Annotated in this window: 22 protein-coding genes; 13 read left to right on the forward strand and 9 right to left on the reverse strand. The window is 71.7% G+C overall.

Annotated features, from left to right (window positions below; genetic code table 11):
* Positions 1-125 precede the first annotated feature (125 nt).
* The gene (gene sthA / locus ACQEWB_RS47395; RefSeq protein ID WP_432842759.1) at positions 126-1,529 is read right to left on the reverse strand and encodes a Si-specific NAD(P)(+) transhydrogenase; all 1,404 of its coding nucleotides are present in this window, start codon (positions 1,527-1,529) and stop codon (positions 126-128) included.
* Between the two features lie 169 nt (positions 1,530-1,698).
* Between sthA and ACQEWB_RS47400 the strand changes: the two genes are divergently transcribed.
* The gene (locus ACQEWB_RS47400) at positions 1,699-2,826 is read left to right on the forward strand and encodes a sulfite oxidase (protein WP_432842761.1); all 1,128 of its coding nucleotides are present in this window, start codon (positions 1,699-1,701) and stop codon (positions 2,824-2,826) included.
* A gap of 10 nt (positions 2,827-2,836) precedes the next feature.
* Here the strand turns inward: ACQEWB_RS47400 and ACQEWB_RS47405 are convergent, their stop codons facing one another.
* Positions 2,837-3,043, reverse strand: coding sequence for a hypothetical protein (locus ACQEWB_RS47405; protein WP_432842763.1), 207 nt, complete (start codon positions 3,041-3,043; stop codon positions 2,837-2,839).
* A gap of 182 nt (positions 3,044-3,225) precedes the next feature.
* Here ACQEWB_RS47405 and ACQEWB_RS47410 point away from each other — a divergent pair, with 182 nt between their 5' ends.
* From ACQEWB_RS47410 to ACQEWB_RS47420, 3 genes are all read left to right on the forward strand, one after another.
* Positions 3,226-5,487 carry an MMPL family transporter gene (locus ACQEWB_RS47410; protein ID WP_432842765.1) on the forward strand — a complete coding sequence of 754 codons (2,262 nt, stop codon included), beginning with the start codon at positions 3,226-3,228 and terminating at the stop codon, positions 5,485-5,487.
* Positions 5,488-5,704: 217 nt separating this feature from the next.
* The gene (locus ACQEWB_RS47415) at positions 5,705-6,601 is read left to right on the forward strand and encodes a GNAT family N-acetyltransferase (protein WP_432842766.1); all 897 of its coding nucleotides are present in this window, start codon (positions 5,705-5,707) and stop codon (positions 6,599-6,601) included.
* A gap of 66 nt (positions 6,602-6,667) precedes the next feature.
* On the forward strand, positions 6,668-6,991 hold the full coding sequence (locus ACQEWB_RS47420) for a hypothetical protein (RefSeq protein ID WP_432842767.1): 324 nt from the start codon (positions 6,668-6,670) through the stop codon (positions 6,989-6,991).
* Positions 6,992-7,012: 21 nt separating this feature from the next.
* On the opposite strand, the gene ACQEWB_RS47425 is transcribed toward ACQEWB_RS47420, so the two are convergent.
* On the reverse strand, positions 7,013-7,906 hold the full coding sequence (locus tag ACQEWB_RS47425; protein WP_432842769.1) for a Gfo/Idh/MocA family protein: 894 nt from the start codon (positions 7,904-7,906) through the stop codon (positions 7,013-7,015).
* A 257-nt stretch (positions 7,907-8,163) separates the two neighbouring features.
* Between ACQEWB_RS47425 and ACQEWB_RS47430 the strand changes: the two genes are divergently transcribed.
* Together ACQEWB_RS47430 and ACQEWB_RS47435 are read left to right on the forward strand one after the other, a co-directional pair.
* The gene (locus ACQEWB_RS47430; protein WP_432842771.1) at positions 8,164-9,021 is read left to right on the forward strand and encodes an aldo/keto reductase; all 858 of its coding nucleotides are present in this window, start codon (positions 8,164-8,166) and stop codon (positions 9,019-9,021) included.
* A 26-nt stretch (positions 9,022-9,047) separates the two neighbouring features.
* Positions 9,048-10,817, forward strand: coding sequence for an ABC transporter ATP-binding protein (locus ACQEWB_RS47435; RefSeq protein WP_432842773.1), 1,770 nt, complete (start codon positions 9,048-9,050; stop codon positions 10,815-10,817).
* Between the two features lie 10 nt (positions 10,818-10,827).
* On the opposite strand, the gene ACQEWB_RS47440 is transcribed toward ACQEWB_RS47435, so the two are convergent.
* The gene (locus tag ACQEWB_RS47440; RefSeq protein WP_432842775.1) at positions 10,828-11,163 is read right to left on the reverse strand and encodes a hypothetical protein; all 336 of its coding nucleotides are present in this window, start codon (positions 11,161-11,163) and stop codon (positions 10,828-10,830) included.
* Between the two features lie 114 nt (positions 11,164-11,277).
* The gene (locus tag ACQEWB_RS47445; RefSeq protein WP_432842777.1) at positions 11,278-12,261 is read right to left on the reverse strand and encodes a GlxA family transcriptional regulator; all 984 of its coding nucleotides are present in this window, start codon (positions 12,259-12,261) and stop codon (positions 11,278-11,280) included.
* A 178-nt stretch (positions 12,262-12,439) separates the two neighbouring features.
* Between ACQEWB_RS47445 and ACQEWB_RS47450 the strand changes: the two genes are divergently transcribed.
* Positions 12,440-12,895, forward strand: a complete 456-nt coding sequence (locus ACQEWB_RS47450) for a hypothetical protein (protein WP_432842779.1) — start codon at positions 12,440-12,442, stop codon at positions 12,893-12,895.
* A gap of 127 nt (positions 12,896-13,022) precedes the next feature.
* The gene (locus ACQEWB_RS47455) at positions 13,023-13,238 is read left to right on the forward strand and encodes a hypothetical protein (RefSeq protein ID WP_432842781.1); all 216 of its coding nucleotides are present in this window, start codon (positions 13,023-13,025) and stop codon (positions 13,236-13,238) included.
* Positions 13,239-13,244: 6 nt separating this feature from the next.
* On the opposite strand, the gene tgmB is transcribed toward ACQEWB_RS47455, so the two are convergent.
* The 3 genes from tgmB to ACQEWB_RS47470 all read right to left on the reverse strand — a co-directional run bounded on the left by tgmB (position 13,245) and on the right by ACQEWB_RS47470 (position 14,900).
* Positions 13,245-14,228 (reverse strand): ATP-grasp ribosomal peptide maturase, encoded by a 984-nt coding sequence (tgmB, locus tag ACQEWB_RS47460; protein ID WP_432842783.1) that lies wholly within the window; start codon positions 14,226-14,228, stop codon positions 13,245-13,247.
* Between the two features lie 17 nt (positions 14,229-14,245).
* The gene (tgmA, locus tag ACQEWB_RS47465; RefSeq protein ID WP_432842785.1) at positions 14,246-14,437 is read right to left on the reverse strand and encodes a putative ATP-grasp-modified RiPP; all 192 of its coding nucleotides are present in this window, start codon (positions 14,435-14,437) and stop codon (positions 14,246-14,248) included.
* Positions 14,438-14,522: 85 nt separating this feature from the next.
* Positions 14,523-14,900: a YkvA family protein gene (locus ACQEWB_RS47470; RefSeq protein ID WP_432844377.1), complete on the reverse strand. Its 378-nt coding sequence runs from the start codon at positions 14,898-14,900 to the stop codon at positions 14,523-14,525.
* A gap of 179 nt (positions 14,901-15,079) precedes the next feature.
* Here ACQEWB_RS47470 and ACQEWB_RS47475 point away from each other — a divergent pair, with 179 nt between their 5' ends.
* Positions 15,080-16,141 (forward strand): hypothetical protein, encoded by a 1,062-nt coding sequence (locus ACQEWB_RS47475; protein WP_432842787.1) that lies wholly within the window; start codon positions 15,080-15,082, stop codon positions 16,139-16,141.
* A gap of 218 nt (positions 16,142-16,359) precedes the next feature.
* On the opposite strand, the gene ACQEWB_RS47480 is transcribed toward ACQEWB_RS47475, so the two are convergent.
* A complete protein-coding gene (locus ACQEWB_RS47480; protein WP_432842789.1) occupies positions 16,360-17,541 on the reverse strand; it encodes a hypothetical protein in 1,182 nt (393 codons plus the stop codon).
* Positions 17,542-17,920: 379 nt separating this feature from the next.
* On the opposite strand from ACQEWB_RS47480, the gene ACQEWB_RS47485 reads away from it, so the two are divergent.
* From ACQEWB_RS47485 to ACQEWB_RS47500, 4 genes are all read left to right on the forward strand, one after another.
* Entirely contained in the window at positions 17,921-18,289 is a 369-nt protein-coding gene (locus tag ACQEWB_RS47485) for a PadR family transcriptional regulator (RefSeq protein WP_432844379.1), read from the forward strand.
* On the forward strand, positions 18,286-19,287 hold the full coding sequence (locus ACQEWB_RS47490; protein WP_432842791.1) for a hypothetical protein: 1,002 nt from the start codon (positions 18,286-18,288) through the stop codon (positions 19,285-19,287). Before ACQEWB_RS47485 ends, ACQEWB_RS47490 begins: the two co-directional genes overlap by 4 nt.
* A 25-nt stretch (positions 19,288-19,312) precedes the next feature.
* Positions 19,313-19,843 carry a PadR family transcriptional regulator gene (locus ACQEWB_RS47495; RefSeq protein ID WP_432842793.1) on the forward strand — a complete coding sequence of 177 codons (531 nt, stop codon included), beginning with the start codon at positions 19,313-19,315 and terminating at the stop codon, positions 19,841-19,843.
* 84 nt (positions 19,844-19,927) lie between these two features.
* Entirely contained in the window at positions 19,928-21,106 is a 1,179-nt protein-coding gene (locus ACQEWB_RS47500; RefSeq protein WP_432842795.1) for a DUF2306 domain-containing protein, read from the forward strand.
* The last annotated feature ends 60 nt before the right edge of the window (positions 21,107-21,166 follow it).

Genomic DNA, 21,166 nt, shown 5'->3' on the forward strand with positions numbered 1-21,166 from the left:
GGAGAGCGCACGGCGGCCTGCGTTGCCGTTCGGTCACGCCGTGTGTGCGAGTGATGATAGCCCTACTTGTTGCCCTTTCAAGATTGACCAAGCGGTAACCTCCTGCGCCGCAAGTGACGCCCGGGTCAGTCCCCGATGTGGTCGATCTGCCGGAGCTTGTTCGTCGCGTCGAGGGCGGCCACCTTGTAGGACTCGGCCAGCGTCGGGTAGTTGAAGACCGCGTCCACCAGGTAGTCGACCGTTCCGCCGCAGCCCATCACGGTCTGCCCGATGTGGATGAGCTCGGTGGCGCCGGTGCCGAAGCAGTGCACGCCGAGCAGGGTGCGGTCCTCGGGGGAGACCAGCAGCTTCAGCATGCCGTGCGAGTCGCCGATGATCTGGCCGCGGGCGAGTTCCCGGTAGCGGGAGACGCCCACCTCGAAGGGCACGCTGTCCTCGGTGAGCTGGTCCTCGGTCCGGCCGACGAAGCTGATCTCCGGGATGGTGTAGATGCCGATGGGCTGCAGGTGGTGCATCTGCCCGACCGGCTCCCCGAAGGCGTGGTAGGCCGCGGACCGGCCCTGTTCCATGGAGGTCGCCGCGAGCGCCGGGAAGCCGATGACGTCACCGACGGCGTAGATATGCGGCACCTCGGTGCGGTAGTGCTCGTCGACGGTGATCCGGCCGCGCCGGTCGGCGGCCAACCCCGCCTTGCCGAGATCGAGTTCGTCGGTCAGGCCCTGCCGGCCCGCCGAGTACATCACGGCGTCGGCCGGAATCTTCTTGCCGCTCTCCAGGATCGTGAGCGTGCCCCGGGCATGCCGCTCGACGGCGGCGACGGTCTCGCCGAAGCGGAAGGTCACGGCGAGGTCCCGCAGGTGGTACTTGAGCGACTCGATGACCTCGATGTCGCACATGTCGAGCATCCCGGCCCGCTTCTCGACCACGGTCACCTTGCTGCCGAGCGCCGCGAACATGGACGCGTACTCCATGCCGATGACCCCGGCACCGACGATGACCATGGACCGCGGGACCTGTTCCAGGGCCAGCACGTTGTCGGAGTCCATGATCGTACGGCCGTCGAACTCGACGGTGTCCGGCCGGGCCGGGCGGGTGCCGGTGGCGATGATGATGTTCTCGGCGGTCAGCAGCCGTTCCTCGCCGTTGACCTCGCACAGCGCGACGGTGTGCGGGTCGACGAAGCGGCCGGTGCCGGCGAACAGCGAGACGTGGTTGCGGGAGAGCTGGCTGCGGATGACGTCGACCTCGCGGCCGACCACGTGCTGGGTGCGCGCGGTCAGGTCGGCGACGGTGATGTCCTCCTTGAGCCGGTAGCTCTGGCCGTACAGATCGCGCTGGGTGAGACCGGTCAGGTACAGCACCGCCTCGCGCAGGGTCTTGGAGGGGATGGTTCCGGTGTGGATGGAGACCCCGCCGACCATGTCGGGGCGGTCGACGACGGCGACCCGGCGGCCGAGCTTGGCCGCGGCGATGGCGGCCTTCTGGCCACCCGGGCCGGATCCGATGACAAGCATGTCGAAGTCGGGCACCCTCCGGAGTCTGTCAGCCCGACGGCCCTCTTCGAAAGGGCGAACGGGCAACGACCCTCCGCTGATCGATCGGAACTCTCCTTGATCGACGGACAGTTGTGTCCCCGCCCGAGGACGCGGAGGACGCCGAGGAAGTGCCGCGCCGGTCGCCCGGCGGGATAATGCGCCCATGGGCCATCGACTCGGCGATGCGAGCGCCCCCGCCCGGCTGGCCGCCCCCGACGAGGGTGTCGGCCGGGACGAACTGGCGCTGGCCACCCGCAACCACGGCCTGCCGCTGGAGGCGCTCCGCTACGACGTCACCCCGCCGGGCCTGCACTACGTACTTGTGCACTACGACATCCCGTACGTCCCCGAGGACACCCCGTGGCGGCTGGCTGTCGCAGGCCGCGTCCGCCGCCCGCTGGAGTTCGGCCTCGCGGATCTGCGGGCCCTGCCCCGGGCCACCGCCCGCGTCACGCTGGAGTGCGCGGGCAACGGCCGGGCGCTGCTCACGCCCCGCCCGGTCAGCCAGCCCTGGCTCGTGGAGGCCGTAGGCACCGCCGAGTGGACCGGCGCACCCCTGCGGCTGCTGCTCGCCGAGGCCGGGGTCGATTCCGATGCCGTCGACGTGGTCTTCACCGGCGCCGACCACGGCGTGGAACGCGGGGTGGAGCAGGACTACCAGCGCTCCCTGCCCGTCGCCGTGGCCACCGGATCCGAGCCCGAGGTGCTGGTCGCGTACGAGATGAACGGCGGCCCGCTGCCGCCGCAGCACGGGCATCCGCTGCGGCTGGTCGTGCCGGGCTGGTACGGGATGGCGCACGTGAAGTGGCTGCGCGAAGTCACCGTCACCGACGCCCCGTTCACAGGTTTCCAGCAGGCCGTCGCCTACCGGCTGCGGCAGGAGTCCGGCGAGGAGGGCGAGCCGGTCACCCGGATCGCGCCGCGCGCCCTGCTGATCCCGCCCGGCTTCCCGGACTTCATGTCCCGGGCCCGGGTGGTACGGCCCGGCCCGGTGACCCTTGAGGGCCGCGCCTGGTCGGGGCGGGCGCCGGTGACCCGGGCCGAGGTCAGCACGGACGCCGGACGCACCTGGCAGGAGGCCGAGCTGGAGCCCGACAGCGGGCGGCGATGGGCCTGGCGGCGGTGGCGGTACGACTGGACGGCGAGCCCCGGCGAGCATGTGCTGAGCGCGCGGGCCACCGACGCCGAGGGCCACACCCAGCCGCTGGACCAGCACTGGAACCGCGGCGGCTTCGTCAACAACCTCGTCCAGCGGGTGCCGGTGCTGTGCCTGGAGCCCGAAACCGACTGATGCGCGGGCGTCAGGGGAGCAGCTTCTCCATGGCCGCGGGGCCTTCCGTCTCCAGCTTGTGCCTGGCCCACTCCAGATTGCGCGGGGTGAGGTCCCGGCCCGTGGCGAGCACGAGGTCCTCCGGTGACACCTCGGTGCCGGTACGGGTGTGCAGCAGGTCGTCCGGGGTGACGCGGTCCTCGGACGACCCGGACGCGTCGGGCTGTGACGTCGGCATGATCTCTGCTCCTCGGGTCCGGATCGCTTCTTCGGCCCCGGAGCCGTGGTCCGGGTCTCCTATCACCATTCATCGCGGGAGCCCGGCGTGCATCCGGAGGCGTGCTGAACCTCCCACCGGCCCGAGATGCCGGTGGGATCGGACGGGCGTGTAATGGGGAGAGATCGATCCTGGAGACGGCCATGTCACCGACTCGCACCAGCACAGGGGGAGCGGGCACCGCCGCCGGCGGGGTACTGCGACGGCTGGGGCAGTGGTGCGCCCGGCACTTCGTGATCGTGATCGTGGGCTGGTTGGTGGCCCTGGTCGCGCTACAGGTCCTGAACCGGTCCTTCGGCGGGGACTACTCGGACAACTTCTCCCTGCCGGGCGTGCAGTCCCAGCAGGGCCTGGACGTCCTGAAGAAGCACGATCCGGCCGCGGGCGGCTACGGCAGCCAGATCGTCCTGCACGACGGACAGAAGTCCCTGAGCGCGCTGAGCTCGCAGATGTCCACGACAGTCGGCGACCTGCAGAAACTGCCGCACGTCCTGTCCGCCCAGAACCCGCTGTCCACCCCCGCCTCGAAGGTCGGCCCCCTGTCCTCCGACGGGAAGACCGCCTACATCACCGTCCGCTTCGACGTCCAGCCCTCGACCCTCGGCGACAACTACCTGAACGGTGTCGACAAGGCGGTGCAGCCGCTGCGGGCGGCCGGCGCACAGGTCGAGTACGGCGGACCGCTCGGCGAACTCGCCCGGCCCGCCCCCGACGACCGGGTCAGCGAGCTCATCGGCTTCGCGGTCGCGATCATCGTCCTGCTGGTCGGATTCGGCAGCCTCATCGCCGCCGGACTGCCCCTGCTGACCGCGCTGCTCAGCGCCGTCGGCGGACTCGCCTGCCTCGGACTGCTCGCCGCCGCGTTCACCTTCGCGACCGTCTCGCCGACCCTCGCCACGATGATCGGGCTCGGCGTCGGCATCGACTACGCCCTGTTCCTGATCACCCGTCACCGCCAGAACCTCATGGACGGCGCCGACCCCGTGCACGCCGCCGGGCACGCCACCGCCACCAGCGGCCGGGCCGTCCTGGTCTCCGGCTGCACGGTGATCATCGCGCTGGCCGGGCTGTCCGCGTCCGGCGTGTCCTTCATCGGCAAACTCGGCCTCGCCGCCGCCGTCACGGTGGTCTCGGCGGTCGCGGGCGCCCTGACCCTGGTCCCGGCGCTGCTGGGGCTGATCGGCACACGTATCGACCGCTACCGAGTGCGCCGACCCGTCGCCGAGACCGACGCCGTGCCGGGCGCCGAGCCCCAGGGCACCTGGCACCGCTACGCCCAGCGCGTGGAGCGACGGCCTTGGCAGTTCCTGGCCGCGGGCGTCGCGACCGTGATCGTCCTCGCCATCCCGGTGCTCTCCATCCAGCTCGGCCACATCGGGGACGGCGCCGACCCCACCTCCTTCACCGACCGGCGGGCCTACGACCTGATGACCGACGCGTTCGGTCCGGGTTCCAACGGCCCGCTCACCGTCGTCATCGACCAGACCGCCGTACCGTCGAACCAGCGTTCCGCCCTCTCCGACCAGGCGCAGAAGACCCTCAACGGCGTGGCGGGTGCCGCCACGGTGACCCCGCTGTCGCCCACCAAGGACGGCGACGTCCTGATCGGCACCGTCTACTCGCAGAAGTCCCCGCAGAGCGCCGACACCACGGACCTGACGAACCGTCTGGTCCACCACACCCTCCCCGACGCCGTCTCCGGCACGGACGCCAAGGGCTACGTCACCGGCACCACGGCGGCCCAGGTCGACTTCCGTGACATCGTGGCGAGCCGGCTGCCCCTGATCATCGGCGTCGTGGTCGGTCTCGCCTTCCTGATCATCCTCGCGGTCTTCCGCGGCCTGCTCGTCGCTGTGAAGGCGGCCGTCCTCAACGTCCTGTCCATCGGGGCCTCCTACGGTGTCGTGGTGGCCGTCTTCCAGTGGGGCTGGGGCGGGCCGGCGCTGGGCGTGCACGGCAAGGTGCCCATCGAGAGCTATGTGCCGATGATGATGTTCGCGATCATCTTCGGACTGAGCATGGACTACGAGATCTTCCTGCTCTCCCGCGTCCACGAGTCCTGGCTGCGCACCGGCGACGCGAAGGCCTCGGTCGCCCATGCCCTGGAGATCACCGCACGCGTCATCACCTGCGCGGCACTGATCATGGTGAGCGTCTTCGCCGCCTTCATCGTCAGCGACAACATCGTGGTCAAGATGCTCGGACTGGGCCTCGCCGTGAGCGTGTTGATCGATGCGACCGTGGTGCGTCTGCTGATGGTCCCGGCGGTCATGACCCTGCTCGGACGGCACGCCTGGTGGACGCCCCACTGGCTCGACCGGATCCTGCCGCACATCGACGCCGAGGGCGAGTCGGAGCAGGCGGCGGCGGAGGAAGGCGTGGAGCGTCCGGTCACGCGGGCGTGAGACGCGCCGATCCGGGGCCGGGAAGACCCAGGCGCGAAATCCGATGGACGTGCCCACGACAGACCCGTAACGTGTGATCGCCACGCCCCGAGACCAGCGGAAGGAGGCGAGTGCCGTGCCGATCAACCTCACTCTGCGCTCCCTTTCCGTTGCCCCGGCGTGCCGCGAATGACCTGAACCGGGAGCGCTTCACGCAGTATGCATCCCGGAGGAATCAATGACCGATCTGGTCATCCGCGCGCTCGACCAGAGCGACGCCCACCTTTTCGACACCATGCCGGACCCGCTCGACGCCCGGGCGGCGAACCTGCGCACCCGGCACCGCCCCGACTGGAAGCGGGTCGCCCTGCGCGACGGCACGGTCGTCGCGCGCGGCGCCTGGTGGGGCGGCCCCGACGACAAGGAACCCCTCAACGTCAACTGGTTCGACGTGCTCGAAGGCGAGGAGGAGGCGGGCGCCGAACTCCTGCGCAGCGCCCCCTGGCAGGTCGGACTCGAACTGAACCTGCCCACCGGCTGGCGCGAGGACGCCCGGCTACGACCCGCCGGCGAGGCCCTTTACGGCGCCGCGCGGGCGGCCGGTTACGAGCTGCTCGTCGAGCGGTTCCTGTACCGGTGGACGCCGGAGTGCGGGCTGCCCGATCGGCCCGGACGGCTCGACTTCCGCGCCGAGCCCGACGACGCGGTGTTCTTCGACGCGCTGCGCCGCATCCACTCCGTCACGCTGGACGCGCACGCGCTGAAGGCCATCGCGGAAGGCGGCCTGGACCGGGCCGCGCAGGAAGAGCTCGACTTCTTCCACTGGTGCCCGTCGCCCCGGGAGTGGTGGCAGATCGCCTGCACGCCCGCGGGGGAGCTGGCGGGCATCCACATCCCGGCCCGCAATCCCTCGGGCCCGTGCGTCGGTTTCATCGGCGTGCTGCCCGACCACCGCGGACAGGGCTACGCCTACGACCTGTTGGCGGAGTGCACGCACTTCCTGGTCGAACAGGGCGCGGAGTTCGTGTCCGCGGCGACCGACCAGGGGAACTTCCCGATGGCGGCGAACTTCGCCAAGGCCGGGTATCCGATCGTCCGTGAGCGCATCAACTTCGAGCCCCCGCACGCCGGGTAGACCGCGCTGTCAGTGCCGACTGGCATGCTGGTCGGCGACGTGATCGACGCGTGACGGGGAGGCGCCATGGCGTTCGAGGGCGAGATCTGGCGGGTGCGCAGCGGAGAGGAGGCGGTCGGCGACATCCTGATCGACGACGCCGACTTCCCCTGGCTGTCCGGCCGCTTCACCGCACATCCCGCCTTCGACGCCGTCCGCGACCTCTTCGCCCGCGAACTCGCCCTCGCCGAGCGCGACGACGACTGGGAGGAGTGGGAGACGGCGTACGACGAGATCAGACGCAGCGTCTCCCTCTCCTCCCCGGACGGCCCGGTCCCCGAGTTCCTGCTGCACATCGAGGGCGACCGGGCCTGGTTCCGCTGGAGCGACGAGCCCTTCGAGGAGGAGTAGGGGGTTGCTTCCGACCTGCGCTCAGCGGGCGTTGGACTCCAGCAGCGCCTCGGCCTCCACCAGGATCTCCGTGACCCGCAGGGCGAAGGCCGCGTCGCACGCGTGGGGCTCCCCGGTGCGCGCCGCGTCGATGAGGGCGTCGGCGGCGTGCACCAGGGCCGTGACCGCTCCCTCGGTGCCCTCCGGCAGTACCGTCACCCCGTACTCGCCCCGGAGTTCGACGCCCGCGCCCGCCGCCGCGGCCGGCGCCGACAGGCTGAGGGTCAGCGAGCTCGACGCGCCGCCGGCATGGTCGAGGACCATTTGGACCGTGTCGCCCGGACCGGGCGCCGCGGCCGCCACCCGGCGGACGTCGCCCAGGATCGGGAGCAGTACGGACAGCGCGTGCGGGCCGACATCCCACAGCGCGCCCTGCTCCTGCCGCCACGGCGAGTCCGCGAACGGGCTGTCGCTGTCACTGCCGAACAGCGCGCCGAGCCACTGCGCCCGCGCCGTGAACCAGCCGCCCGCGCCCGCCTGTTCGTTGATCCACACCGCGGTCTCGGTGACGAAGCGCGTGGTGAAGAAGACGACCGAAGCGACACCGGCCTCCCGCGCCGCCTCGACCACCGCCCGCCCCTGCTCGACCGTGGTCGCGAGCGGCTTGTCCAGGAGCAGATGGCAGCCCGCCCGCGCGGCGCGCACCGCGAGGTCCGCCTGGACGGCGGGCGGGAGCGCCACGGCCACCGCGTCCACGTCGGCGAACAGCGCGTCGACGTCGTCGTAGGCCCGTACGCCGAATTGGTCGGCGAGCGTCTTGGCCGCGTCCGGACGGCGCCCCCACACGCCCACGAAGTCCAGTCCAGGGTGCTCGTTCAGCGCGGGGGCGTGAGCCATCCCCGCCCAAGGGCCGGTACCGAGGAGTCCGATGCGCATGCCGCCGCCTCTCCACTTCGCCGCAGGTCGTGACGATCGATCGAGGGTGAGCCTCGCACACCGACCCGCCGGTCCGGCAAGCCCTCTCCGCAGGCCGGACGATTCAGTTGCGCGGCTGCTGAATGCGTTCTCTTTCCTCTATTGGACCTCCGGCCGCGCGGCGGGTCAGGCTGGAACGAGCTCCGGCCCCGCCGCGACCCCGTCCGGCGGGCCGGACGCCATCCGACCGCGCGACAGCCGAAAGAGGACACGAGCAGATGCGCAACCGCCGTATCGGTGACGTCGAAGTCAGCGCCATCGGCCTGGGCGGAATGCCCATGTCGATCGAGGGACGACCCGACGAGGCACGCTCCCTCGCCACCATCCACGCCGCGCTCGACGCCGGCGTGACGCTGATCGACACCGCGGACGCCTACCACCGCGACGCCCACGAAGTCGGCCACAACGAGACCCTGATCGCCAAGGCCCTCGCCTCCCACGACCGCGGCTCGGACGTCCTGGTCGCCACCAAGGGCGGCCATCTGCGCCCCGGCGACGGCAGCTGGACCCTCGACGGCAGCCCCCGGTACCTCAAGGAGGCCTGCGAGGCGTCCCTGCGCCGGCTCGGCGTGGAGGCCATCGGGCTCTACCAGTTCCACCGCCCCGACCCGCGCGTGCCCTACGCCGAGTCAGTCGGCGCGATCCGGGAACTGCTCGACGAGGGCAAGATCCGGATGGCGGGCATCTCCAACGCGAACCCCGACCGGATCCGGCAGGCTCAGGAGATCCTCGGCGGCCGACTGGTCTCCGTGCAGAACCAGTTCTCCCCGGCCTTCCGCTCCAGCGAGCCGGAACTGGAGCTCTGCGACGAGCTGGGCATCGCCTTCCTGCCCTGGAGCCCGCTCGGCGGCATCTCCCGCGCGAGCGAACTCGGCTCGTCCTACGCGCCGTTCGCCCGGATCGCCGAAGCCCACGGCGTGAGCCCGCAGCGGGTCTGCCTGGCCTGGATGCTCGCCAAGTCGCCGGTCGTCGTGCCGATCCCGGGCTCCAGCCGCCCGGAGACCATCCTCGACTCACTGGCCGCCACGGAGCTCGAACTCTCGGCCGAGGAACTCCAGCAGCTCGACGCCGTCTGACACTTCCCTACGGAGGACCCCCGCCGATGGCGTCGTCGTCGGAAAGACCCCTCGACCACCGCTACCGCGACGAACACCCGATCCGCACCCTCGGGTACCTGTTCCGCGCCGACCGCCGCCGACTGATCGCAGCGGTCGGCGTGTTCACCGTCAAGCACAGCCCAGTCTGGCTGCTGCCGCTCATCACCGCGTCCATCATCGACACCGTCGTCCAGCACCAGCCGATCGAGCGGCTCTGGGTGAGCACCGGCATCATCCTGTTCATCCTGCTGGTCAACTACCCGCTGCACGTGCTCTACGTACGCCTCCTGTACGGCAGCGTGCGCCGCATGGGCACCGCCCTGCGGTCCGCGCTGTGCACCCGCATGCAGCAGCTGTCCATCGGCTACCACTCCCGCGTCAGCGCCGGCGTGCTTCAGGCGAAGGTCGTCCGGGACGTGGAGACGGTCGAGCAGATGGTGCAGCAGACCGCCGAGACCGGGCTCGGCGCCATCACCGTGCTCGTCGGCGGACTCGTCATCATCGGCATACGCACACCGGAGTTCGTGCCCGTCTTCCTGGTGGTAGTCCCCGCCGCCGCACTCGTCGTGGCCCGGCTGCGGGCGCGGCTGCGCACCCACAACGAGCACTTCCGTCACGAGGTCGAGACCCTCTCCTCCCGGGTCTCGGAGATGACCCGCCTGATCCCGGTCACCCGCGCCCACGGCCTGGAGGGCAAGGCCCTGCGCCGCATGGACGGCACCCTGCGCCGCCTGCTCAGCTCCGGCAATCGCCTCGACCTCGTCAACGGCCGCTTCGGCTCGCTGGCCTGGGTCGTCCTCAACGTGGTCGGCGTGCTCGTCCTGGCCGGCGCGGCCCTGGTCTCGTACTACGGCGTCTGGGGTGTCACCCCCGGAGACGTCGTCATGCTCAGCGCGTTCCTCACCACGCTCACCAACTCCACGACCACGCTGGCCAGTCTGGCCCCGGTCATCACCAAGGGCCTGGAGTCGGTCCGCTCGGTCGGCGAGGTGCTCCAGGCGCCCGAGCTGGAGGAGAACGACGGCAAGGCCGAACTGACCTCGCTGCGCGGCGCGGTCACCTTCGAGAACGTCGGGCACGCGTACGACGACAGCGGTTGGCCCGCGGTACGGGACTTCACCCTGGATGTCGTGCCGGGGGAGACCGTCGCGCTGGTCGGCGCGTCCGGCGCCGGCAAGTCCACCGTGCTCAACCTCGTCATCGGCTTCATCCGGCCGACGACGGGTCGGCTGCTGCTCGACGGCACCGACATGAGCACCCTCGACCTGCGCACCTACCGGCGCTTCGTCTCGGTAGTGCCGCAGGAGTCGATCCTCTTCGACGGCACGATCCGGGAGAACGTGGCGTACGGCATGGACGAGGCCGACGAGGAGACGGTGCGGGCGGCGCTGCGGGACGCCAACGCGCTGGAGTTCGTCGACCGGCTGCCGCAGGGCCTGGACACCGTGGTCGGCGAGCGCGGCGCCCGGCTCTCCGGTGGGCAGCGCCAGCGCCTCGCCATCGCCCGCGCCCTGATCCGGGATCCCAGGGTGCTGATCCTGGACGAGGCGACCTCGGCCCTCGACACCCGCTCCGAGGCGCTGGTGCAGGAGGCGCTGGCCCGGCTGCTGCACGGCCGCACCACCTTCGTCGTGGCGCACCGGCTGTCCACCGTGCGGGGCGCCGACCGGATCGTGGTGATGGGCGACGGCCGCATCCTGGAGAGCGGGACGCACGACGAACTCCTGCGCCACGGCGGGGCGTACACCCACCTGCACGGCGGACAGGTCGCCTGACCGCTTCCGGTCAGGCGGCGCTGCTGCGCGGGATCCGGTGCGGACAGGCCGCGTCGTGGTCCGTGCCGAGACTCGTCCACCAGCGCTCGCAGCAGGCCGCGTCGAGCTCCTCCCGGACGATCTCGTCGGCGGCCGACCGCGCGGTTCGGCGCGGCCCGGCACCGGCCGCGCGCAGATCGCGGATCAGCGTCTCGCGTACGACGGCGATGACCGGGACCAGACTCGCGGCGGCGAACAGACACGCGGCCCAGGCGGGGCCGTGCAGCGTTTCGAGGAGCGTGGTCCAGGCGAGTCCGCAGCTGGTGGCGAGATAGAGGGCGCAGAGGAGGCGGCCGGAGCGGTTCATGAAGGTCACCGTTCGTGCTGGGTCGGTTGCCCTCTGTTCAACGCCCGGCGGCCCGAGGGGAATCGGGTGGGTCGGTGGTATTGCGTCAATTGCGGTACGGGGTAAGGAAGTCGGTCATCGGGTCCCGGACGTCGCAGCCGACGTCACCGGGTTCCCGTTCGCGTGGAACGCGGACCGGTAGGCCTGCGGAGTCGTCCCGACGACCTTGCGGAAGCGCTCGCGGAAAGCGGTCGGCGAGCCGAACCCGGCCTGCTGCGCGATGCGCTCGATCGGGCGGTCGCTGTTCTCCAGCAGGTACTGCGCCCGCCGTACCCGCGTCCGCAGCAGCCACTGCAAGGGAGTCGTGCCCGTCTGCTCGCGGAACCGCCGACTGAAGGTGCGCTCACTCATCCCCGAGCGGGCCGCCATCGCGCCCAGGGTGATCTCGCCGGCCAGGTTGTCCTCGATCCACTCCAGGACCGGCTCCAGGGTCGAGCCGTGCGGCACGGGCGGCAGCTCGTGCACGATGAACTGGGCCTGTCCGCCCTCCCGTTCGAGCGGCATGACACACCTGCGGGCGGCGTCCGCGGCGACGGCCGAGCCCAGATCGCGCCGGATGATGTGCAGGCACAGATCCAGCGCGGCCGCGGCCCCGGCCGAGGTGAGGATCTGCCCGTTGTCCACGTACAGCACGTCCGGCTGCACCTGCACGCGCGGGTGCCGCCGGGCCAGTTCACCGGCGGCCGCCCAGTGCGTGGTGGCCCGCAGCCCGTCCAGCAGCCCGGCCTCCGCCAGCACGAAGGCGCCCGAGCACACCGAGGCGATCCGGGTGCCGTCCGCGGCGGCCCGGCGCAGCGCCGCCAGCACCGGCTCGGGCGTCGGCCCCACGCCGGGTTTCCGGCCCGGCACGACGACGGTGTCGGCGTCCGCCAGCGCGTCGAGCCCCCGCTCCACCCGGAGCACCAGCCCGTCCCCGCGGACCTCCGGGGTCTCGGCGCACACGGTGACCCGGTAGGGGCTGCGCCCGTCGGGCAGCTGCGCCCACTCGAACACCGTCATGGGAGCCGTCAGGTCGAACGGCACCACGTCTTCGAGCGCGAGAATCGCCACAGAGTGCATGAACGCCACGATAGACGGATTCCCGCCATAGCTGTGACCTGGGACAGAGTCAGGGAGTGCTAGCAGGGGCATTGGCGGGAATCTGTTGGATCCTGTCGTTTCAGCCCCTGTGCGGCCGAGCCGAAGATCCCTAGCGTGAGCCGCGCACGGCTGATCGATCCACGGAAAGAGCTTCTCGATGACCAAGGTCCTGCTGTCCCTGCACGTGCTCGTGGCCATTGTCGCCATCGGCCCCGTCGCGGTGGCGGCCAGCATGTTCCCGCCGGCCGTGCGCCGGGCCGGCGTCGACGCGGCGGGGGTGGGGACGGTCCGGTTGCTGCACCGCATCTGCCGCATCTACTCCGGCATCGGTCTCGCCGTGCCCGCCTTCGGCTTCGCCACCGCCTCGGCCATGGGAGTGCTCGGCGACAAGTGGCTCATCGCGTCCATCACCCTGACCGCGATCGCCGCCGGCATCCTGATCGCCTTCGTGCTGCCCCGCCAGGACGAGCTGCTGGACCAACTGGCCGCCGAGCAGCCGGTGGAGCGTTCCGGCACCGCTCGACTCGCCATGTTCACCGGCGTCTTCAACCTGCTGTGGGCGACCGTCACCGTCCTGATGATCGTCCGGCCCGGCTCGACGACCGGAGCCTGATGTGACGCACACCCCCTCCGCGGCCGTCAAGTACTCCTGAGTAATTCACACTGCGGTCTGCCGGGGCGCATACACTCGTCAGCTGTGCCCATACGCATGGGCCAGCACACGAAAGGCGTGTCGACGGGTGTTCCAGGATTCCCCCATCTACGACCGACTCGTCGCCGAGCGCGGCGACGTCCCCACCCAGACTCGCCGTGAGGCCGAGCGCGTGAACCGGGAACTGGAGTACGCCATGCGACCGCTGCAGTCCTTCGCTCCCGGACCGCTCCCCGAGCGGCCCGCGTCCCCGGGCGCGGGTTGGCAGCGGACGGCGCTGCTGCCGGGCTCGCTGCCGCACTGACCGGCCTCAACACACCTTCGTACTGGAGCCGTTGACATGCGACCGCGGTTCGGGGCCGTCGTGGGCCAGCCACTCCGCGATGGTCCGGGCGATCGGCTGGCCCGTCTCCACCTCGACGAAGCCGAACTGCCCCGACTGGTTGCACTCCAGGAACCACCAGGTCCCGTCGGCGTCCTCGGCGAAGTCGAAGGCGCCGTAGGCCAGTTCGGCCCGCCGCATGTAGGCCTGCACCGCTCCGGCGATCCGCGGCGGCACCTCTGCGGCCTGCCACGGTATGTCCGCTGAGGCGAAACGGACGTCGACCTGGTCGGGGTCGGCGTCCTCGGCGGTCGCCTTGCGGGCCGCCAGCAGCCGCTCGCCCACCACGGTCAGCCGGATGTCGGCCCGCTTGGCGACACGCCGTTGCAGCAGCGTCGGTCCGAACGCCACGGCCGAGAAGTCCGCGTCCGGCGTCACCCGGCTGGTCGGCACCGCCCGCGGCGGGTCCTGCGGGTGCGCCCCGGAGACCGGCTTGACCACGAGGTCCGGATAGCGCTCCGCGAACTCCCGCGCCGCCTGCGGGAACGTCGTGATCAAAGTGGCCGGGACGGGCAGTCCGCAGCCCTGCGCCGCCCTCAGCTGCCACGGCTTGTGGCGGGCCCGGCGGGCCGCGTCCGGGTGGTTCATCCAGCGGGCGTCCGAGCCGCGGAGCAGGCCGTAGAGCGCCTGGTTGGACTCCTCGGTCAGCCAGTCCGAGGGCTCGGGCGCCCGGGTGGCCGCCGGGCCCGGCCTGCGCATCCATATGGAGCGCAGACCGGAGATGCTCACCAGGCGGCCCGCGGACTGGAGATGGCCGCGGAAGGCGCCGTGCACGTATTCACCGGACAGCGCCACACCGCCGGGGAGGTCGGCGGGGTCGAGCCGGACCACCGGGACCCCGGACGCGTTGAGATGCACGACCACCATGTCGGCGGTGACATCTTCTTCACAGGTAAGTATCAGCACGGTCATGGTCGGCGGTTCCGCGTTCAGTCGTCGAAGTGAGTCTTGGAGCCGGCGGTGGAGGTCGTGGTCCCCAACTCTCTGAGCAGGGCCAGGTCACGCGCGGCGACCCGGCCGTCGCTGAGCACGTTCAACTGCAGTCCGGAGTCGTAGACATACGGAGTCGTGGCCTCCAACTCCACGGCCGGACGTGCGTAGTTGAGCGCGAACGGTTGCATCGTTTCTCCCTCGTCGGTGCTGCGCCGACCGACCGCTCCCTGCCCTGTGGAGCCCCTCGGTCCGCCGACTGCCTTGCCCTTCCAGTCACTTATACGAATCGAACGAGTGATTGGTTTCCTTACTCTGCGTGACCATGGGGGATTTATCGTTATTCGGTGTCCGTAAAGGCGCACTGAGGGTGCGAAGTGCGAGAAGGAGGACGCCGATGTCGTCCAGATACACAGGGTCCGGAAGCAGGTCGGTGGGCAGCACGAGATAGAGGACGGCACCCCAGAAGACCCAGCGCGGGCCGGTCGGCAGTCCGGCGCGCCGCAGATCGCGCCGGGTCCGCACCAGCCGCACCAACAGCACGACTGCCAAGGTCAGGACGAGTGCCGCAAGGGCCACGGCGACGACGATCACCGTTGTGGTCGTATCCACGGGTCCTCCTAGGACGGGCGGGCCCGAACGGCGCGCCCTCATCTCGGATTCCCGCATCCACCCTTCGTACGTCGCCCGCGGGCGACACGTCTCATTCCCGTGGCTCACCCGAGTGGCACGGTACGAGGGTGGCGCTTAGTAATGGCACGTAACGTCGCGTGAGCGCACTCGGGTGGCGCGAGAGCTCGCCGAACTCTTCCATCTCTCCCATGGAGCAGAGAATGAGCACCCGCTCTTCATCACCTCAGCCCAACGATCCCTCCATAACCACCGCTCACGACGACCCGGTCAGCGCCCTCGTGCACGCCGCGGTCGCCGACCGCCCGCTGGAGGAGGTCGCCCGGCTGATCACGTTGCTGGAGGAGTCCCCCCAGTACGCGCAGGCCACCGTCGACGCGCTCCGCGCGGTCGGCACGGACCGGTCCGTGGAGGACGTCACCCGCCTGGCCGCGCTGCTGACCCGGCCGCCGCGCGACGCCGACAGCGCCGACGAGGCGATCCGCGCCGCGGCCGGGAGCCGTCCGGTGGAGGAAGTGACCCGGCTGATGGCGCTGCTGCACCAGTCGCCGATGGAACCCCACTGCGGACAGGAGGCGGCTCGCGCCGCCGCCACCGCGCGACCGGTCGAGGAACTCGTGGAACTCATCGGACGGCTGAGCGAGGAGCGCGAGGCGCAGGCCACCCGGCTCGCAGCCCAGACGCCGCCGCGGCCGTTCGGGGAGGAGCTCCTCCCAGGCGCCCTGGGACATGAGGAATCGGTCCTCCCCGCCGTTTTCCCGCCACCCGAAGCCGAGGCCGCGCTCGCTGCCGTGGACGCCCGCACCCCGCGCCGGCTCGCCCGCACGCCTGCCCGGCCCGCAGCCCGCGTCCAGTGGCCCGGCCTGGTCGCCGCCGCCGCGCTGCTCGCCTGCGCCCTGCTGTGGTTCCCGGTGCACCGCGACGGCGCGTCGCTGCGCACCTACGGATTCGCCCTCGGCCTGTCGGCCCTGTGCGCGGTGGTCTCCGTACTGCTGACCCTGCGGCCCGGCCTGCCCGTGCTCGCGGTCGCGGTCGTGGTGCCGGCGCTGCTCGCGGCGGCCCAGCTGTACGAGGGGCGGTTCCACTCGGCACGGCTGTCACGGGCGCTGGACCTCACACTCGCCCCGAACTGGATCGCGGGCCTGGCCGCCGTATGCGCGTCGCTCGCGGCCCTGACGGCGCTGCTGGTGCGGCTTGCGTCCCAGGTGCCGATGGTGAACGCGGCGGCACGTCCACTGGTCGGGGCGCGCCGCCGGGCGGACTGACCGCCGTCGAACCGCGGCGGGGGCGAGCCGATCCGGTCGTCGAACACGCGGTGGTGCGGATCGATCCGGCGCCGAATCCGCCTCGGGCGCCGAGCGGTTCGGCCGCCGGCTCCGTCTGAAGCACCGGGCGGCTCGGCCGTCGGCTCCGTCTGAAGCACCGGGCGGCTCGGCCGTCGGCTCCGTCTGGAGCGCCCGGCGGTTCGCCCGCCGAATCCGGGTCAGGCGCCGGGCGACTCGGAAGGCTCGCCGGAATCGTCCTGCTTCGGCTTTACGTCCTTGTCGGCGGTGTCGGCGGTGTCGGTGTCCGGTGCGGGGCGCAGCCCCCTTGCCGTCTCCTTGAGCCGCTCGAAGGTCCGCGTCAGCCCCTGGAAGGGCGAACCGGCGGTTCCGGCCGCGGGCTGCGGGTGCGCCGGGGCCGGGGTGCCGGATTCGCGGTAGGCCTCGAGCGCCTCGTGGGCGCGCTCGGCCGCCTCGCGGTACAGGTCCCGGGACTTCGTCATCGACTCGAGGGCCTCGGCGTACATCGCCACGAGCCCGCGCTCACGGGCGAGTTCCTCTTCGAGCGTCATCAGCCGCCACTCCTCCCGCAGCGCCGCCACGACCTCCTCGGCGCCGTCCGGCAGGGGCGGCGGAAGCGCGGCCAGGCGGCTCAGGGCGTCGACGAGGTCCGTCGGCCGCGAGCCGTCGAGGAACACCGTGCGTACGGCGAAGTCGGCCGCGTCGAAGGCGTGTCGGTCGGCCGGCAGCAGCACGGCGCCGCCGCGGGGGAGTTGCACGCCGAACTCGCGCAGCGCGCGGTTGACGATCCGCAACTGGTCCGGGGCGGCCCGGTGTTCGAGGACGCGGTGGCGCAGGCTCGGCGGCAGCAGCGGGCCGAGCGGACCCCGGCCGTGTGCGTCGGGCGTCATCGCCTCGTGCACCACCAGGTTGATCGTCCAGCCGTCCCGCACGGAGTTCCGCAGCAGCTGCCGGATCTCCTTGTCGTCGTCCGTGGGCAGGTGGTTGACGCGCCGGAGGCGCAGCCCGGTGCCGGGCTCGTGGTCCCAGTCGGCGTCCGGTTCGTCGGGCCAGAACATGGTGGCGGGCGAAGGCCACTCCTGGTCCCAGGGGCGCTCGGCCTCCGCGGCCAGCGTCCATGCGTGACCGCCCTCCGCGCCGGGCGTCAGCGTCAGCCGGGCCCGCACGGTCACCGTCCCGGCGACCCGCCAACGCGTCTCGAAGGCGAGGGGTGAGGTGTCCTCGGCCGCGGGCAGCTCGAGGTGGTCGTCGACGACCCCGCTGCTCCGCAGTCGTCGCAGGGTCCGGCGAACCGCGTCGGGCGCGTCGGATCCGGGATGGTGGCCGTGGGCCAGCCACAGGGTCGGGGAGGGCGTCGGGCGGGCGGTGGAGGAGAAGCGCATGAGTCCATCAGGTGGCGGGGGCACGTGCAGCCACCAGTATCGTCCGCGCGGTTCCGCGGAGATCGGGCGGGGTGTCTCACACGGGATGTGCGCGGCGCACTCGGGGTGCGAGCGGAACACTCCACGCCGCGGCGTTTCACTCGTGCCCCACACGCACTCCGGCCGCGAGAATGACGCCCCGAACAGGGCCCGCCCACCATCCGCTTCGGGGCGGGCCCTGTTCGCGGCGGCGGTGGTCGCATCCACCGAGCCCGGCGGTGCCGGAGTCCGGCCGGCACCGCACGGACGCCGCCCCCTCCGCCACGACACGCGCAACATGGCTCCGCGGCGCGCTATATATCGGAAGCCGAGATATCATGGCCGCATGGCATCGAGGAACATGACCAATGCGGCGTTCTTCGTCCTCACCGCCCTGGCCGACCAGCCGCGACACGGCTACGGCATCCTGCGCGAGGTCGAGGAACTGTCCGACGGCGCCGTGCAGTTGCGCGTCGGCACTCTGTACGGGGTGCTGGACCGGCTCACCGCGGACGGACTGATCGTGCTGGACCGCGAGGAGGTGCACGAAGGCCGGCTCAGGCGCTACTACCGTCTAACCGAAGAGGGCATGGGGGCCCTCGACGCGGAGGCGGAGCGGATGGCGGCCGGCGCCAGCGCCGCGAAGAAGCGCATCGCCGAGGGCCGCGGCGCACCGGGCGCGGTCACCAACCCCGCCCAGGGCCCCGGACTCGCGGGAGGTCTCGCATGACGACGCTGCTCGAAGCCCGCTACCGCACGGTGCTGCGGCTGCTCCCCGCCTACTACCGGCGCGACCGCGAGGAGGAGATGGTCGAGGTGTACCTGTGGGACCTCGACCGCGACACCCAGGACCAGAGCAGGCCCACCCTCGGCGAGGTGGCGAGCGTCGCGGCACTCGCCGTGCGCACCAGGCTCGCCGCCACCGGCGCGCCCCGGCCCTACGTGCTGCTCGGCTCGGCCGTCCGCCACTTCGCCCTGTTCGCCGTGCTCCTCCAGGCGGCCACCGTCGTCGTCGACCGGGTCCTTGAACTGACCTGGGCGTCGACGCACGGTGCACGCGAGTGGGACGTCTTCCTGTCCGGTTTCTCCGGGCACGGGCCCACGCCCGCCGTCGTCGAGATCGCCGTATGGGTACTGCCGCTGCTGTGGCCCGTCGGCTTCTTCGCCCTCGTGCACGACCGAAGGCACCTGGCCCGCGTGTCGGTGCTGCTGGCGGCGCTCCCGTCGCTGTGGCCGTTCGCCGCCCCGCTGTTGAGCGGGACCGGGCTGGGTGCGCCGTGGTTCGCCGCCTCCTTCGCCCTGTTCGCCTGGCTCTCCGCCCTCGCCCTGTGCGTCGGCCATCACCGTGACGCCCCCGCGGCCCTGCTGCCGGTCGGCTCACCCGGCCTGGTCTTCGCGGCGTGCTGTGTGGTGACCGGCGGCTCCGAGGTGCTGCTGCCCGCCATGGCCGACGCGGCCTGGGCGCCCGCCATGTGCTTCGTCGTCGGAGCCCTCGGCTGGCTGGTGTGGCACACCCGCCGCGCCGACCGGAGCGCCGCCTGCGGTGCCCTGGCCCTCGCCGTGCTCGGACTGGTCCTGCTCGCGGTGCGCGTGGCCATGCTCTGGACCTGGCTCGGCGTACCGGTGCCCGCCGTGCTCGTCGGCAGCGCGGTCGCCCAGGCCGGGGTACTCACCCTCGTCGTGGCCGTTCTGGGCTTCGTGGCCAGGCGCGACCTCGCGACGCGCTGATCCGCGCGGGCGATACGGTCGCCCCATGTCTGACGCCCGGTTGACCACCTCCTCGTATCTCGTGCTCGGCATCATCGACAAGTTGGGCGAGGCGAGCCCCTACGACGTGAAGGTGGAGGCGGCCCGCACCGTGGCGCCCTTCTGGTCGGTGCCGCACGCGCAGGTGTACGCCCAGTGCGACCGCCTCCTCCAGGCGGACCTGCTCTCCCAGGTGCGGCAGGAGAGCGGCCGCAACCGGCGGGTGCTGACGCTCACCGAGGAGGGCCGGGCCGCGCTCCAAGGCTGGCTCGCCGACCCGGAGTTCGTCCCGGTCGAGGCCCGTGAGCGCGGCATCCTCAAGCTCTGGTTCGGCGGCCGGCCCGATGTGCTCGCCCCCACCCAGGTCGACGAACACGTCCGGACCCTGGGGGAGTACGAGGAACTCGCCGCGAGCGTCGGCGAACTGCTGACACCCGGGCAGCGCGAGGCCCTGGAGTTCGGCATCCGCTACGAGCGCATGATGGCCGACTTCTGGCAGTGGGTGGAGCGCCGGGAGGAGCGCACGACGGACGGTTGACCTCGGCCGGGGCGGGCCCTACCTTCTCGATGGTCCAGAAGAGACTATTGCGGGGTCGGGCCGATCCCTGGGCAAGGAGTCGTCGTGCGTCGTCCAACGAAGGGGACCTGGCGCCGCGTGGCCGTCGTCTCCCTGACGGTCGTGTGCGTGTCCTACGCGCCGGTCGCGATGACCGAACTGTGGCCGTACGCCCGCCCCGGAGCGCCTGCGTTCGGCGAGTGGCTCCTCGGCCGCATGGTCTCGCCGAGCTACGTCGCCGACGCGCTGGCGACCAGGATCGCGCCGTACCGGCACAGCCTGATCCCGATGATCGTGCACTCGGTGCTGGGCGGTGTGCTGATGCTGCTCGGTCCGGCCCAGCTGTTCACCGCCTCGCGTCGGCGGACCCGGCTGCACCGGATCCTCGGCGTGCTGTTCGCGGTCACCGTGTACGCCTCGATGGCCAGCGCCGCCCTGTACCTGGCCCGCACCGCGCCCGAGGACGCCTTCAGCGGAGCGGCCTTCTGGATCGTCCTCGCCACCATCCTGTTGGGCACCGTGCTCAGCGTGACCTTCGGTGTCCTGGCCGCGATCGGCGGCTACCCGGACCTGCATCAGCGCTGGATGCTGCTCTGCTACGGCTATCTGCTCACCGCGCCGCTGCTGCGACTGGAGTGGGGCGCCCTGCCGAGGCTGCTGCCCGGTCTGCCGATGACGGCGATCAACCTCGTCGCCATCCAGCACCTGGGCTCACTCGTCGTCTTCGGTGCGCTGATCGCCTCGCGCACGCTTGACCGGCGGTCACGGATCGACGGCGTGACGGGATCGTGGGCGCCGCTGCCGGTACTGGTCGCGGCCCATCTGGCCGGTGCGGCGGGCCTGTTCTGGATCGCCCGCTCCTACCTGGACTTCGGCGCCACGGGCCACCGGCTGCTGGTGGCCTACCTGCTGCCGTACGCCGTGGCGTACGCGGTGATGGCCGCAGGAGCCCGGCGGGCCGGACGGGAGGGGCGCGGCTGGGCGCGCGAGGAGTGGCGGCTGCATCTGACGGCGCTGTGCCTGGCGCCGGTGCTGTCCGTGGGCGCCGTACCGGTGCTGGAGCGGGGTCTGGACCTCGACCCGCACACCGCGCTGACCGCCGGTGTCGCCATCGGCTGCGGAATGCTGGCGTTCGCCGCGAACGTCGTCGTGAGCATGCGGGTCATGCACGCCCGCGAGGTCCTCAAGCGCACGGTGTCGGCCGACCGTACGACCGCCGTCGGTGTCTCGGCGCCCGTCGCCTAGCCGTCGGCCGTCGCTCGGCCCCGTCGGGCGCCGGCTCCCGGAACCTCCCTTCGGAACCCC

Origin of the sequence: Streptomyces sp. CA-249302 (assembly GCF_050936785.1) — a bacterium.
Taxonomy (GTDB): Bacteria; Actinomycetota; Actinomycetes; order Streptomycetales; family Streptomycetaceae; genus Streptomyces.